Source organism: Sphaerisporangium sp. NPDC005289 (genome assembly GCF_040607455.1).
Lineage (GTDB): Bacteria > Actinomycetota > Actinomycetes > Streptosporangiales > Streptosporangiaceae > Sphaerisporangium > Sphaerisporangium rhizosphaerae.
In genome coordinates this window covers 26236-42020 of the sequence record NZ_JBEXGS010000035.1, presented here as the reverse complement: position 1 = coordinate 42020, position 15785 = coordinate 26236, and the positions used below count along the sequence as shown (strand labels likewise).

8 protein-coding genes are annotated in these 15785 nt (G+C 64.1%); 3 read left to right on the top strand and 5 right to left on the bottom strand.

Annotated features, from left to right (window positions below; genetic code table 11):
• Window positions 1-358 precede the first annotated feature (358 nt).
• From ABZT47_RS37710 to ABZT47_RS37695, 4 genes are all read right to left on the bottom strand, one after another.
• Complete coding sequence (locus tag ABZT47_RS37710; RefSeq protein ID WP_354852923.1) at window positions 359-1894, bottom strand: hypothetical protein; 1536 nt, start codon at window positions 1892-1894, stop codon at window positions 359-361.
• Window positions 1895-2580: 686 nt separating this feature from the next.
• On the bottom strand, window positions 2581-4152 hold the full coding sequence (locus tag ABZT47_RS37705; RefSeq protein ID WP_354852921.1) for a hypothetical protein: 1572 nt from the start codon (window positions 4150-4152) through the stop codon (window positions 2581-2583).
• Between the two features lie 691 nt (window positions 4153-4843).
• Entirely contained in the window at window positions 4844-6025 is a 1182-nt protein-coding gene (locus ABZT47_RS37700) for a hypothetical protein (protein ID WP_354852920.1), read from the bottom strand.
• 233 nt (window positions 6026-6258) lie between these two features.
• A complete protein-coding gene (locus tag ABZT47_RS37695) occupies window positions 6259-7767 on the bottom strand; it encodes a hypothetical protein (RefSeq protein WP_354852918.1) in 1509 nt (502 codons plus the stop codon).
• A gap of 323 nt (window positions 7768-8090) precedes the next feature.
• On the opposite strand from ABZT47_RS37695, the gene ABZT47_RS37690 reads away from it, so the two are divergent.
• The 3 genes from ABZT47_RS37690 to ABZT47_RS37680 all read left to right on the top strand — a co-directional run bounded on the left by ABZT47_RS37690 (window position 8091) and on the right by ABZT47_RS37680 (window position 14935).
• A complete protein-coding gene (locus ABZT47_RS37690) occupies window positions 8091-8831 on the top strand; it encodes an SSI family serine proteinase inhibitor (protein WP_354852916.1) in 741 nt (246 codons plus the stop codon).
• A 402-nt stretch (window positions 8832-9233) separates the two neighbouring features.
• Window positions 9234-13949, top strand: a complete 4716-nt coding sequence (locus ABZT47_RS37685) for a DNRLRE domain-containing protein (RefSeq protein WP_354852915.1) — start codon at window positions 9234-9236, stop codon at window positions 13947-13949.
• A 110-nt stretch (window positions 13950-14059) separates the two neighbouring features.
• Window positions 14060-14935, top strand: a complete 876-nt coding sequence (locus tag ABZT47_RS37680) for a hypothetical protein (RefSeq protein ID WP_354852913.1) — start codon at window positions 14060-14062, stop codon at window positions 14933-14935.
• A 100-nt stretch (window positions 14936-15035) separates the two neighbouring features.
• Here the strand turns inward: ABZT47_RS37680 and nfi are convergent, their stop codons facing one another.
• Window positions 15036-15725, bottom strand: a complete 690-nt coding sequence (gene nfi / locus ABZT47_RS37675; RefSeq protein WP_354852912.1) for a deoxyribonuclease V — start codon at window positions 15723-15725, stop codon at window positions 15036-15038.
• Between the last annotated feature and the right edge of the window lie 60 nt (window positions 15726-15785).

The following is a 15785-nucleotide window of genomic DNA, read 5'->3' as shown; positions in this document are numbered from 1 at the left end:
CCTATCGGTCTGATCATGAAATAAGGCCGTAAAAATCAACGGAACGGCCGGCTCCTCACCGCCCGGAGCGACGTACGTACGCGCTCCCGACGCGGCCGACGATCACGCAACCACAGGTGGAAACGGTCCAAAGGCCCAGTGCGCGAGCGGCCCTGTTGGAGTACACGCGACGCGAAATGTGACGCGAATCACTCTGAGATCCACCCAGGCGGGAGCTTTGATGGCACGTCCGGAATTGGGGCGCGGATCAGAGCCGAGTATGGCTCGGAAAAGCGCGTCGAAATGGCCGCAGGGCCCGGCACGAATGCCGAGCCCTGCGGTTTACAGCCGGGGACTGCCGTTCTTACTACTGAGAACGTCAGGCCTTGGTGATGACGTCGCCGTCCTTGGCCACGATCGAGCCGGACCAGAGGTTGGCGGCGGCCTTGTAGATCGAGTAGGTCTCGGTGTCGAAGTACGGCGAGGTGCTGAAGTCGATACGGCCGTTGGTGTCGGCGTCGCCGATGAGGCTGGTGACACCGTTGATGTAGCCGAGACGCTTCGTGCTGCTGTACTTCAGGAGCCACGGCGCACCGGAGGAGCCGGCGGTCATGGAGCACTTGAGACCGATCTGGGCCTCGGCCTTGAACGCGGCGGCGGCCTTGGCGGCGAAGGTCTTGCCGTAGCACCACTTCGGCGTGACACCGGTGAACGGCTTGTCACCGTCGGGGTGCGGGGCCGCGGGGTAGCCGAACACGTAGACCGGCTGGCCGACCTTCTGGTTCCAGGTGAAGCCCTGGCCACCGACGTTGTCGCCCAGGCGACCCGCGTCCTTGTAGTACTCGATGGTGTACACGGTCTTGTAGTACTTGAGCGTGGAGGTCTTCTCCACCGCGTACGCCAGGTAGTAGTGCGTGATCGTGTACGCCGAGTCCACGATCTTCTTGTACCCGGGGCCGGTGTACTTGTTGTAGTACTCCTCGTCGACGATCTCGGTCTTCGTCAGCTCAGGAGCCTGGTGGAAGTTCTGGGTCGCCGGAACCTTGGAGGCGGCGTCGAACTCGTCCTTGGTGACTTCCTTGGTCGCCGTCACGGCGTCCTTGGTGCCCCAGGGCACGACCTTCTCGCTGGCGGAGTCCTTGACGAAGACGGGAGCGTCCTTGCCGAACTCGTCGACGAGCTGGTCGTACTCCTTCTTCGTGATCTCGACGTCCTCGCCGTACTTGTAGCCCTGCCAGTCGTCGAAGGTCTTCTTGGAGACGGCCTTCTCACCGGCGTACGTGATGCCGTTGTAGACGGTCACGAAAGCGTAGTCGCTGTCGTAGTCCTCGTAGACGGCGAAGTCGTAGTGGGTGTAGGCGGCCTTACCGACGTAGATGCCCCACGGGGTCTTGCCCTGGTAGTAGCCGGGGATGAAGACCCAGTTGTCCAGAGCGCCGTTCTGCACGCCCTCGTCGAACACGCAGTGCCCGGCGGTGGCGACCAGGTTGTGGTACTTGGACTGCACCGAGGACGCGGAGCACCAGTACTCCTTGTCGCCGACCGTGAAGAACACCTTGCCGATGGTCTTGGGCAGGTTGACGTTCTTGACCTTGGTCGGGGTGACCTTCTCCTGGCCGATCGGCGCGATCACGCCGGCCTTGCCGTCAGGCTTGGCGTCGCCGCCACCCAGCTTGACCTTGCCCGAGACCTGCTGGTCGCCGGTGAACTGCGCGGCGGCCTTGAGGTTGGCGCCGCCGTTCGCCTTCCAGAAGTTCGCGATCTTCTGGGCGCTGCCGGAGGAGGCCAGGGCGGCCGACTTCCGGACCGGGGCGGTCGCGGCGTTGGCGGAGGTGACCAGGGTGGCGCCGATCATGCTGGTGGCGGCGATGGCGCCACCCAGCGGGAGGGCGAGACGCTTCACACGGCTGTTCAAGGGGAACTCCTTGGGCTGTCGTGGAACGCTTTCTGCGTCCCATGCGTCAGTAAAGGGATAGCCATGAAGATAGCGAGTAGATCTTGTGCTGTGGGGGCGATTCGAGGGGAATTTTGACCTTCGCCCGGGCGTGACCTTTTCGTAACCCCGGGGGTAGTCCGACCATCCCTGTCAGAGGGGTGCAAGATCGGGGCTTACTCGCAGATCAGAGCACTCGTGCGCCGACTGTGTCTTTTGTGGTCGAAGTCGTGCACTCTCCCCGGGCCGGCGGTCAGTGTGACGCAGATCACATGGAACCGAGGGAGCCAAATCGGGGTCCGGGTACGTCTAAGCCGCCCTCTCCGGGTCAGGCTGGCGCCCACAGAAGCCCTCCAGGCGCGCCTCAGGGCATCAGTCAGGGGCCGTTAAAGCCTGTCCAGGCTCCGGTGAACGCCGCACGCGAGGCGCCGCGCGGGACGCGGCGACGCTCGGGTCGACGGAAACGGTTCGCGTGACACCGACGGCAGCTGCGCCGTGCTGAGAGAACACAGGACGAGGCGGAGGGAAGGCCGGACGGCGCTGGCGGCACCATCACGCGGGGAGAAGAGCGGACAACGTCGCGGGAGAACAGTCGTACAACGCGAAGCGGGGCCCGGCACGAATGCCGGGCCCCGCTAAGGACTGCTGTGCTCTAGCTGGCTAGAACGTCAGGCCTTGGTGGCGATGTCGCCGTCCTTGGTGACGATCGAGCCGGACCAGAGGTTGGCGGCCGACTTGTAGATCGAGTAGGTCTCGGTGTCGAAGTACGGCGAGGTCGCGAAGTCGATGCGGCCGTTCACGTCAGCGTCGCCGATGAGGCTGGTGACACCGTTGATGTAGCCGAGGCGCTTCGTGCTGCTGTACTTGAGGATCCAGGGGCCACCGGAGGAGCCGGCGGTCATGGAGCACTTGAGACCGATCTGGGCCTCGGCCTTGAACTTCGCCGACGCAGCGGCGGCGAAGGTCTTGCCGTAGCACCACTTCGGCGTGACACCGGTGAACGGCTTGTCACCGTCGGGGTGCGCAGCCGCGGGGTAACCGAAGGCGTAGACCGGCTGGCCGACCTTCTGGTTCCAGGTGAAGCCCTGGCCACCCACGTTGTCGCCCAGGCGACCCGCGTCCTTGTAGTACTCGATGAAGAAGACCGTCTTGTAGTACTTGACCGCGCCCGGGGAGACGATGGCCTTGTACTCGACGAAGTAGTGCTCGATGGTGTAGGCGCCGTCGACGATCTTCTTGTAGCCGGGACCGGTGTAGGCCTCGTAGGCCTCCTTGGTCACGATGTCGGCCTTCACCTGGGGGAAGCTCTTCCACTTCGCCTGGTTGAAGTTGAAGTTGCCGTTCTTCGTGGCGTCGTACTGGTCCTTCGTGACTTCCTTGGTGTAGATCTTGACCACACCATCCTTGGAGTTACCCAGCGGGGTGCTCCAGGGGACGACCTTCTCGGAAGCCGGGTCGGCCTTGGCCCAAGCGTCGGCGCTCTCGCCGCCCTTCTCGTCCACGATCTTCTTGTACTCGGCCGCCGTGATCTCGACGTCCTTGGCGTACTTGTAGCCCTGCCAGCCGTCGTAGGTCTCCTTGGTGACCTGCTTCTCGCCAGCGTAGGTGATGCCGTTGTAGACGGTCACGAAAGCGTAGTCGCTGTCGTAGTCCTCGTAGACGGCGAAGTCGTAGTGGGTGTAGGCGGCCTTACCGACGTAGATGCCCCACGGGGTCTTGCCCTGGTAGTAGCCGGGGATGAAGACCCAGTTGTCCAGAGCGCCGTTCTGGACACCCTCGTCGAACACGCAGTGCCCGGCGGTGGCGACCAGGTTGTGGTACTTGGACTGCACCGAGGACGCGGAGCACCAGTACTCCTTGTCGCCGACCGTGAAGAACACCTTGCCGATGGTCTTGGGCAGGTTGACGTTCTTGACCTTGGTCGGGGTGACCTTCTCCTGGCCGATGGGGGCCACAACGCCGGCCTTGCCGTCGGGCTTGGCGTCGCCGCCACCGAGCTTGATCTTCTGGGTGGTCTGCTCGGCGCCGGTGAACTGCGCGGCGGCCTTCAGGTTGGCGCCGCCGTTGGCCTTCCAGAAGTTCGCGATCTTCTGGGCGCTGGTGGCGGAGGCCAGGCTCACGGTCTTCTTGGCCGGCGCGGTGGCCGCGTTGGCGGAGGTGACCAGGGTGGCGCCGATCATGCTGGTGGCGGCGAGAGCGCCACCGAGCGGGAGGGCGAGACGCTTGACTCGGGTATTCAAGGGAACTCCTTGGGCTGGCGTGGAACGCTTCCTGCGCCCCATGCGTCAGTAAAGGGATAGCCATGAAGATACAGAGAAGATCTTGGGCGCGGTAACCGGAATCGTGACGATTTTGGGGCTTCGTCCTACGTGATCTTTCTGTGATCGACGAATGAGCCGACTCCCGCTGTCAGGATCTTCGGGCGGCCTAGGCGTTTGCCCAGATCAGGGCGCCTATGTGACCATTGGTACCGCTGTGACGGCGGTCAACCGCGGCTTGACCCGATATGAGGGTGTGTGACGCAGATCACACGGAACCAGGGGATCCGATCGGGCGGGTGGCTACGTCTAAGGGGCCGACGATCCAGACAAACCCGACAAAACGCTCATAGCTTCACCTGTATCCCACTCTGGAACGGACCAAGCCCCGGAACATTCGTTCCGGGGCTGCGGTGAATGCGGGTGATTTCCTCCAGGCGCCCCCAGTGATGGTCATCGGCCTAGGGGGCCGCGGCCATCCGACGCGTCAAGGCGGAGGGATCTCGCAACGCAGAGGCGGCATGCGGGGAGCAGGGGCGCTCGACGATCTCCGGAACCGGCCGTCACCGGGGCGCGAACGCCGGATGGTCATCCCGATCGAAGGACGGCGAACTCGGCCGGCCGGGGCTTCGTGACACGTGCGGACCCGGCAACCGGAAAGGGAGCGCCAGACTCAGGCGGTCTTCTGCCGGGAGGCGTAGGAGTACACCAGGTAGGTCGCCTTGTCGAAGTACGGCGAGGACACGCCGTCGTACCGGCCGTCGCCGTCGAGGTCCCACGTCAGGCTGTTGACGCCGTTGAGGTAGCCGATGCGCCGGAGCTGGCTGTACTTGATCACCCAGGGGCCGCCGCTGGCGCCGGCCGTGAACGCGCAACCCCGGAACATCACGCCGCCGTTCAGCTCCCACTTCGGAGAGGAGATCTTCTTGGTGGCGCGGGTGAGGCAGGACTCCATGGTCCGACCGTCGAAGGGACGGGTGCCGTTGGGGTGCGGGCCGGCCGGGTAGCCGAAGGCGTACGCGGCGACGGTGTACCCCTTGTTCCAGGCGAAGCCCTGACCGCCGACGCTCTTCTCCAGCACCCCGGTGCCGACGCGCTTGTACATCGGCAGGCCCTTGACGTCCTTCTTCTGGATGCCGCTCGCGTCGTAGTCCGGGTCCCACTTGTAGCCCCGGTGGACGGTGACGAACGCGTAGTCGAAGTCGAAGTCGCCCGTGGCGGAGTAGGTGTCGTTCAGGTACAGCGTGTGGCCGACGTAGATGCCGTAGGGGGTCTTGCCGTCGGCGTAGGACGGGATGAAGATCCAGTACTCGACCGGCTTGCCGTTCTTGACGTCATACGCGCAATGCCCTGCGGTGGCGACGACGTTGCCGTACTTCGAGTGCACGGACGAGGCCGAGCACCAGTACTCGGTGGTGCCGTTGCGGAAGAACACCTTGCCCACCGTCGGCGGCAGGTTCACGTTGCGCGAGTTGACGGTCTTGGACGCGGCCTTCGGCGGGACGACGCCGGACACGGTCGTGGTCGTCGCCGGGGCCGTGGCCGTCCTGCTCGCCTGGGCGGCGGCCGTGCTCAGCGCGGGGGCCTTACCAGGCGCCTTCGCGGCGGCGGCCCGGCTGGGGGCGGCGGTCGCGGAGGGGGCGGGGGTCGACCCGGGGTTGGCCGCCGATGTCTGCGGCGCGTAGCTGCTGGCGCGCTTCAACCGGTCGGGGGTCCACCAGTCGACGACCTTCTGGGTGTCGGCGTCGTTCTGCGCCAGGGGAACGGAGGTGATGCCGGCGGGCGCGGAGCGGGCGGTCGCCAGCGCTCCGGCCGATCCCGGGCCCGCGGAAAGGATCACACTCGCGGCAGCCAAAGCGCCGCAGAATGTGAGCGCGATCCGCTTCGCTCGGGCGGGCATTTCGTACCTTCCAGGGGTCAGACGTCGGCAGACAACAGTGAAGGGCGATTTTTCCAGATCATTTGCCGGGTGGCACGGTACTTGACCGACCTGGGTTCACTTCGTTATGGGGAAGGGCGGGGATCGTAGGACTGCCCCGATAGGGGGCCGGGCATGCGCCCGGGCCCCCTACGTTGCCGTGGAGACCGTCAGCTCGTCGTAAGCTTGCCGGTCCACTGGCTGGCGGCGGCCTTGTAGACGCCGTAGGTGTCGCTGTTGAAGTACGGCGTGGTGATGTGGTCGTACCGGCCGTTGCCGTCGGTGTCGAGGGTCAGGCTCACGACGCCGTTGAGGTAGCCGGTGCGGTTGGCGTTCTTGTACACGATCAGGAACGGGCCGCCGGTGGCGCCGGGAGTGAAGGCGCACTTGATGGCGAGCTGCTCCTCGGCCTTGTACTTGGACACGGCCGGGGCGGCCGCGGTCTGGCCGTAGCACCACTTCATGGTCTCGCCGGTGTAGGCCTTGTTGCCGTCGAGGTGCGAAGCGGTTGGGTAGCCGAAGCTGAACTGCTTGGCCTTCGTGCTGCGGTTCCAGGTGAAGCCCTGGCCGCCGACGTTGTCGCCGAGGCGACCCGCGTCCACGAAGGTCTTGATGGTGAACACGGTCTTGTAGTACTTGACCGAGGTCGCCTTCTTCACCCAGTACTTCACGAAGTAGTGGGTGATGGTGTAGGCCGAGTCCACCATCTTCTTGTAGCCGGGGCCCTTGTAGTTGTTGTAGGTGACCTCGTCCACGAACTCCGTCGCGGTCTTGGCCGGGGCCTTGGCGAAGTTCTGCTTGGAGTTGGCCGCGGGGGCCTTGTCGTACTCGTCCTTGGTGACTTCCTTCAGGACCTTCTGGCCGCCGGCGGTGCCCCAGGGGAGGACGGTCTCCGAGCCGGTCGACTTGGACCAGGCGTCGGCGGTCTCGCCGCCCTTCTCGTCGACCTTCTTCTGGTACTCGTCCTTGGTGATCTCGACGTCCTTGGCCCACTTCGGACCCTTGTACGCGTCGAAGGTCGCCTTGTCGACGGTCTTCTCGCCGGTCTGCTTGATGCCGTTGTAGACGTTGACGAAGGCGTAGTCGTAGTCGTAGTCCTCGTACACAGTGAAGTCACTGTGGAGGTTGACCTTCCCGCCGACGTAGATGCCCCACGGCGCCTTGCCCTGGTAGTAACCGGGGATGAAGACGAAGTTGTCGACGTACTTGTTCGCGTCCGTGTCGTACACGCAGTGCCCGGCCGTGGCGACCAGGTTGTGGTACTTGGACTGAACAGAGGTGCCGGAGCACCAGTACGGCTTGCCGTCGACCTGGAAGAACACCTTGCCGACGTTGGTCGGCAGGTTGACGTTCTTCGACGTGCCGGCGGTCTTGTCGCCGTCACCGGTCGGGGCGATGGAGCCGGCCTTGCCGTCGGCGGAGGCCTTGCTCGTGCTCGCCTTCAGCTTCGCCGACAGCGAGGAGTCCTCGTTGTAGTGCGTCGCCGCCTTGAGCTTGCTGGGGGTCCAGGCGCCCGCGATGGCCTTCGCGTCGGTCCCGTTGTTCGCCAGCTTGCCGGACTTCACCGGGGTCGGCTTCGTCTCGGCGCCGGCGGAGGTGGTGAGGGTCGCACCGATCAAGCCGGTGGCGATGAGGGCGCCACCGAGAGGGAGGATCAGGTGCCTTGCTCGGGTGTTCATTGAGCTCCTTCTATGTCATGGGTTGCCCGGGAAGGACCCATGCGTACGTAAAGAGACTCGACGACCGTACTCCGCCGATCTTGGCCACCGACCCCAAAACCGGACAAAAGTATGCGTGTGTTACCTGGTTGTTATGAAACCGGTGGAACCGGAGAGATACCTGATACGTCGAAGTTCGCTCGTTGATCGAGAGCTCAGGACCGACCTGAGGCCCGATCGCCGACCCCCGGACGAGCGGGTGACGCCGCGAAGAGAGCAACGCCGACCACAAGGCGGGAGGAAGCCGACCGCCCAACGTCACACGAGAGATCGGGGGATCTGCCATGCGACGCCTTGCACTGGGCCTGACCTGCGCCGTCCTGCTGTTGAGCACGGCCGCTGCCCTGTCGCCGACGCCCATGAGCGAGCGCGACCTCGTCGTCATCCCCCGCCCGATCTCCGGCACGATCCTGGGGCTGCTGCCCGGTGGCGAGCACAACGACCTCCTCGGCCCCGTCCCCGGCGCCGGCTCGGTCTCCGCCGGCGCCGTTCCCCACCCCCTCCCCGGCGGCCCGGCCGCCCACCTTCTCTCCTGGATGGCCCTGGAGGAAACGACCCTGGGCCCCCACGCGCCGGCGCCTCCGGGCTCCTCTTCCGCTTCACGGAACGCGTCCGGGCCTGGAGCCGCCACCAACGCCGCTCCGCCCGACGCGGCTGCGTCCAACGCGGACCTCGGCAACGCGGCTTCCTTGAACTCGGCCCTGGCCAAGGGGGTCAGCCGCGTCCTACTCCTCACGGTCGCGCGCGGCGAGTCGCCGACGCCCGCGGACAAGGCGGTCCTGCTCCTGTGCGGCCCGACCGCCGGCTCCCATCCCAAGGCCGCCGACGCCTGCAAGCAACTGGAGCACGTCGGGGCGAACCTCAACGACCTGAACGTCTCGCCGGGCGCCAAGTGCGGCAAGGAGTACGACCCGGTCACCGTCTACGGAGCCGGCCTCTGGGACAGCGGCCGTCTGTCCTACGAGCGCACCTTCCCCAACCGCTGCGAACTCAAAGCCACCACCGGCCCCGTCTTCGACTTCTGATTCAGGCGTCCGTTGACGACAGAGCACGGCGAACGCCCGCGGTGGCGTCGCGTCAGTCCGGCGGCTGTTGCGGGCCATGTCGTAACGGGTGGCCTTATTCTCAGATTCCAACACGCCGTAAGGCTCACCGAGTGCGACTCTTCGTGTGCCATTATCGGCTGACCTGCACGTTCATCGATGATGCCCCGTGAACTCGAGGTCGCCGATCGTTTTCGGACATTGGGCTGTTACGGACACTATCGGCGTGTTCCGCGTGCTCTTTGTCACATTGTCGGAAGATCGGGAAGAACGTTAAAAGAGACCTGACATGTCCACTTACACCCATTGAGGTGGTTTGTGAAACACTCAGGGTTCTTCCCGTTACGCTGCGCACGAGCAGATGGGCCGCGTCGACGCCTCGCAGTGATCACGGTGTCCACCCTCGCGGCGTCTCTGCTCGCCGCCGGCGGGATGCCGTCGGCCTCGGCGGGCACCAAGCCGCCCACCAGTCCTGCGCAGTCCGATCCGATCGCCAAAGCAGCTCCGTTCCCGCGTCCCGCGGACCCCGACGCGGATCTGCGCGCGGGAATCGCCGAGGCGAGAAAACAGAACAAGCCCGTAGAGGTGACCGCGGCGGCGTCCGAGACCTCGCGGACCTGGGCCTACCCGGACGGACATCTGACGACCGAGTCCTATTCCAGCCCCGCCCAGGTGAAGCGGCCTGACGGCACCTGGGCCTGGATGGACACCGCTCTCGTCGAGAAGGACGGTGCGCTCGAACCGAGAGTCGCAAAAGCGCACGTCCGGTTCTCGCTCGGTGGGGACGGCCCCTTCGCCACAATGGAGCGTGACAAGGGACAGAAGTTCAGCCTCTCCTGGGGGAAGACCCTGCCCAGGCCGGTGGTCAAGGGCAACGTCGCCACCTACGTCAACGCGGCCGGACCGTCCGCCGACCTGGTCGTCACCGCACTCAGCACCGGTTTCTCCCACGATGTGGTGCTACGGGAGCGCCCCACAAGCCCGGTGGAGTTACGCATCCCCGTCCAGTCGTCGGGCGTCACCTTCGGCAAGAGTAAGCACGGTGGTCTGCAACTCACTGATAGCAAGAACAAAGTGGTCGCCGAGGCCCCCAAGCCGGTGATGTGGGATAACGTCGCCCCTGATCAGAACGCGGGCCGAGTTGCGGCTCGCCGCATCGGTGACATCTCGACCTCAGTAGAACGCGAGAATGGTCGTCAAGTTCTGGTCCTCCGACCGGACGCCGACTGGCTCGCCGACCCGGCGACACATTATCCGGTCACCATCGACCCGACGACCACGCTCAATGTGACGACCGACACCACGATCGGGTCTCGAGCGGAGTGCTCACCGTTCGACACTCTCGTCGGGGCCAGATCAACCGTGCTCACTGTCGGCGGCGCGATGTGGAACTGTTCGGGCACGGACGGCTTCCAGTACTACCGCTCCTACCTTAAGTTCGACACCAGCGCGCTGGCTGGGAAAGCCATCTACTCGGCGGCGCTGCAGCTGTGGCGAACCGAAGCGCCTGCCTGCTATCTACGCGGCGACGGCAAGGTTCGACTTGATAGGCCGACTAATAACTGGTCGCCTGGAAGCCTGACGTGGGCCAATCAGCCGCCGAGCGGTGCCGACACCGTGTCAACCCCCTGCCCGACGTCCGGTACCACGACACCCGGTGCCATGGCCTGGCCGATAACCAACTGGGTCAAACTCTGGGCCGCCGGCACGCCCAACTACGGTGTGGCGCTGCGGGGACCGTCGGAGAGCCTGAGCACCGGCCAGGCGTACAGAGTGACCTTCCACTCCTCTGAGATGACCGGTACCGGCGCGACTCCGCCCAAGCTCATCGTGCAGTACTTCCTGCCGCCGGAAATCCCCACGGTGACCGCCGAGTCGGTCGACTCCATGGACGGCGACCACGCCATCGTGCGCACGAGCTCGGTGAAGCTCGGGTACAACAGCAGTTCGGTCGATGGCCGCAACCTTGATTACTATCTATCGGTACTCGACTCCACCGCGCCTCTCCCGTCCTGGACCACAGGAGGCGGAGCCACCGCTCAGTGGAGCTTCACTGAAGGCGCTAGCCACAGCGACTCGACCGGCAACGGATACGCTCTCGTCATCGACTCGTCTCGTTCTACCGTGATCGACGGGAAAGACGGCAAGGCGCTCCAACTCAACGGTGCTCCCACGGCTCCGGCCTTCGCCGCCACATCGGGCCCAGTGCTCTTCACCGACAAGAGCTTCTCAGCGGTCGGCTGGGTTCGTGTTGATGGCACCCCCAGTTCCCAAGCCGGGTTGTTCAGCCAGGGCGACTCTACGGGGAACGCCTTCGAGGTCGTCTACAATCCAACTAGCCGCAAATGGACCTACACGATGTCCGACAGCGGTGGAAGCAACAGAGCGACGGTCACCTCGTCAGCGACCGCTGCCCTCGGGACTTGGACGCATCTGGCTGCCATTTACGACGCGACCGCCCACAAGATGCGCCTGTACGTCAACGGCACTTTGTCTGGGGAGGGCAACTACACCTCTACCTGGAACGGCAGGGGGACTAACGGCACGTTCATGATCAATCCCTATGGGGGTCTACTGACGTCGGCCAAGGTCTCCTACGACGAGGTTCGTGCCTACCAGCGTGCCCTGAGCGAGACCGAGATCAGGTGGATGCTCAACCTCACCCCGCCCACCACCGCCAACCTCCCCTCCGGCCAGACCGCCACCCAGACCTACGACGTCAGCAACGTCGACACCTTCAAAATCTCCGTCCGAGCCTGCCTCACCGGCGTAACCCCCACCACCTGCAGCGAATCCCCCTACTACAGAATCACGACGGACGCGGCGTACGTGCCTTCGAACTTAGACACCGGTCTATCCGATCCCGCCAACCCCATTCTGACCGGAATCGTGGGCAGGCCCTCGGGGGGCGAGGTGACGGCAAGGTTCTACCTCTATGACAGTAATGGGAATGCTGTCGGGGCCAGCCCTCTGGGAGAGGTTGTGGCTCTCGGCGGCCATCGGGCCGCGCTTCGAGTACCAGACGACGTCGTGCAGGCCGGACACACGTACAGCTGGCGCATGCAGGCGTGTGTCGATTCCATCTGTTCCGAGAAGACGTCGCCCGTAACCTTCCTGGCTCCGGGTGACCCCTCACCTGAGGTATATCATCCAACCGAGCTGACTCTCGGCCCGTCGAATTTCGTCATAAAGGCGGCCGCATCGGCGCCCGGCGCCTGTGACGGATCTGCCTGTCCGTTGCTGGACCGTCCCGCGATCGAAGTCGGCGGCATGAATGATGACAGGCATGTCAGCGTGGTCAAGATAAAGCTCGACAGTCTTCCAGACGGGGCTATTCCGCTAAGGTCGGTCCTCAACCTTGGTGCGCCGACCTGTCCACGCGAAAGTTGTCCGGTGAATGCAAGGATAAAAATATCCCGGCTCAACGGCCAGGTCACCGGTGAGACGACCGTCGACGAACTCGGAGCAATGACCGATGACAAGTCGGTGTACGACCTAAGTGGGGCCCAAGCGGTCACCGATATCGTCGGCGACGAGATCGCATGGCTTCTCATCGAGTCGGATAGCACCACACCGGTGACATATGGTGGCGGCACGGCCGGCTCCGCGCCCACGCTTTCCCTGTCGTATCTGCCGCCCGGACCGCCGAGTCAAGTAGAAGAACTGGACGTGCGCTCTGGTGACCGAGGTGCCATAGTGAGCTGGGCTCTGCCCAAGGACATGGGCTCACTGTCAGTCCTGGCCGGTTATGAAGTCGAGGCGCTTTCCGGTGGGACGGTCGTCAAGTCGCTGGAGACCGAAGAGCCATCGACAACGTTGTCCGGTCTGGACAATGGTGCTACCTACACGGTGCGGGTTCGAGCAAAATCGCGCTTCGGTACGGGAGAGTGGCGATCGGCATCGGTGACGCCGCAGCCGGTTCAGATAGTGCCGCCCGCCGGTTCTTTGTGTCCGGGAATCACCAGAGATGCCTTCACCCAACGGTCCAAGGATTACTTCCAGCTCCAGGACAAGGTCCTGGAAGGACAGGCGAGCGATGTATGGGCGGCAGGAGCGACTGCGGATGATCCTCTGACACCCAAGTGGGCGCTGACGAATTCCGCGCTCGGCGCGCAGAGGGCCGCGATGGACGCTGGTGGTGTCCAACGCGTGGACTCGACCGTATCGATGCATGACACGGTGCTGTACAACTCCCCTAATGGGGATGTACTCGTCCGGACCACTGTAGAACGCAGTTGGGTCGAGGTCGCCACCGATTCCGCTGGTACGACATACCGTACTCCCGAGGAGTTGCGACGCTACCTGGACCTTTCATACACTCCCTGTGGAAAACTTCAGATAATAATCCTGGCTCCGGAGGTGGACGACGACGCCACCGACATGATCCTTGAGGGGCCATGTAACGAGAGTCCCGATGATTGTCCTGAAGACGGTGGTGGCGGTGGCGGAGGATGCGCGGCTGCGATGAGCATCACCGTCACCACCGCTTGCTCGTCGCAGGGGCCGCCAGATGGGCCGGTGGACTATCTGTTCTCCTGCCACTACAGGGGCAATCTCGACGGGTGTTCCATGACCGGTGATCGGCAAAAGAGGCTGCAGTCAGGTCTCACCCTGCAAGCGGGTGGAGACTTGGCGTGGGTGGCCAGCATGAACTACCTCGTCGGTGGCCCTGATCTCATCGCAGTGAAGAGTTTCGGAGCCTTCGCCCAAGTCGTCGCGACTAATAAGTTTCTCAAGGACCCGAAGAACAAGTATCTGCTGAAGAACCTCAATGTCCGGATGACGGCCAGCGTCGGAGTCCGCATCAAGGGGATAGACCCGAGCCTCTCTGTTCCTCCAGGAGGGGGTATAACTCCCACTCTATCTCGTGACAAGGTCTCCTTCGATATGCAGGGCAGGGACGGGAAGCGCTCTATATCGATGCCGGCGACCCGGCCGTTCGGCTTCGAGATCACCTGCGAGGGTTTCATGTGCTGGTTCTCCGATATCCGGCACGAGATGTATGCCGCGGTAACCATACCCAGGCCAGGGCAAGCGCCTGACGCGCTGGATCCGCTCATGTTCGCGTCCGACTACCATAGAGCCCTCACTGTATACTAGGGACTGATCATGTCTGGCGGAGTGAACGTCGACGTTCACTCCGCCAGACATGATCCGGTGAGCTTCATGCTCAAACCCACCCTCAAGATTCCTGAGCAATGAGGACGCCTGTGGAGGATTCTCCTGTGGGTTTCAGAGGAGTCAAGCGATCGACGGTCATATACCTGTCCCTGGGGTTGCTTTTGGTGTGGGGCATCGCCGATGTCTGGCTGACGCGATTATCCGATGGTGCGGCCCGGCATGTGCGGCTCGTGATGGGGAACGCCTATCAGGTCGCTTATCCTGAGTATCGCATCTTGCTCTGGGGGTCGGATGCATATCAGCGGACGCCGACGTCGGTGTCTCTCGAAGTGGAAGTTCAGCAGCACGCCCTCGACAACCTCCGATCATATGTGACTCTTTCTGAAAATATCCTCGGCAGGGTGACCGCATCCCCGGAATTCCCGCCATCCCGTATGCATCCTTTGCTGGCGGGATTTCGTGGGGGGCAGGGGCAGGACCTTGGTGTGAAGAAGGCCGCAAGAGCCTTGGTCGAGAGCCTTGGATCCGGGGTGACGGCCACGGTGATCGTCGAGTTCGCCCGCCCGCTCAGTGAGAACGAAGTGGTCCGACTGGTGCCCCTGCGATCCGCTGACCTCAAATCCTTCTTTCTGTCGCCGATCCAGAAGTCCAACCGCAAGCCTGTTTTCTGGCGGTCCGGCTGGGACCGCTGTCATGACCGCGGGCTGGACGGGTGTAATGAGTCTTCGGCCATCGCGCAGTTCCGTCAGTGGTGCTCGATGCTGGAAGAAGGAGACCGTGACGATCTGGGCAAGATAGGGCTCGACCTCGATGTCCTGCGGCGTACGGCTGAGGAAGGCAAGGTGTACGGGCTTGTCCTACCTGGGGCAGGGAAGGAGAGCATGCTCCATCTTCTGTCGTCCCCACTGGTACGAACCGTCGACATCGTAGATCTCGTGCCCAGGTCGAACGCCAGGGCTTCCTAGCCTCCTTCGACGGGCGATGAGTCACCGAACCAGGCTGTCGGTGTTCGTACGTCCCAGGGGACCGATCGGCCTGAGGAGGGGGTCCGGAGGAAGCCAAAGGTCATGCGATGGAGTGGCCGTGTCGGGACTTCAGGGTGTGTCGTGAGGCTTGGTCGGCCAGGCGTATCGGTTCGGGGATGCGGTAGCGGGGCGTGCTGTTCAAGGTCACGTCGCACGCGGTTTGCAGGCTTGTCAGGTGGCCGATGGACACGAACACTGGTTTGACCTGGTCGGCGGTTCTGAGGACGGCTCCGATCACTTCGCCCTCGTCGGTCAGTGGTGACCGGTCTCCTCTCGACGGTCCTGGTTCGTCGTAGCGGCCGATGAGCGCCTGCTTGGCGACACCGATCGTCGGTAACCCCGTCAGCACGCCGAGGTGGCAGGCGAGGCCGAATCTGCGTGGATGCGCCAGGCCGTGGCCGTCGCACATCAGCAGGTCGGGCAGAGGGTCGGCCTTCTCCAGGGCGGCGAGGAGCGGGGGGAGTTCCCGGAAGGAGAACAGGCCGGGGAGGTAGGGGAACCTCGGCCTGTCCTCGTGCACGACGACGTCCTGCACCTCCAGCGTGGTCGCGTCGAGCACGACGACGGCGGCGACGAGCCGGTCGTCGTCCTTGCTGTAGGTGACGTCGAGGCCGGCCAGGCGCCTGATCTGGTGGAGGCCGGGACCGGTGTCGGTGACGCGATGCCGGAGTCTCGACTGGACGGCGGTGGCCTCTGCCGCGCTGGTGGGCCAGGGTTCGCGAGGGTTCACGTCACGTCAGGGTGCCAGGTTGAGGCGGTCGAAGGCGAGCGGCGGCGCGGCGTCCACGAC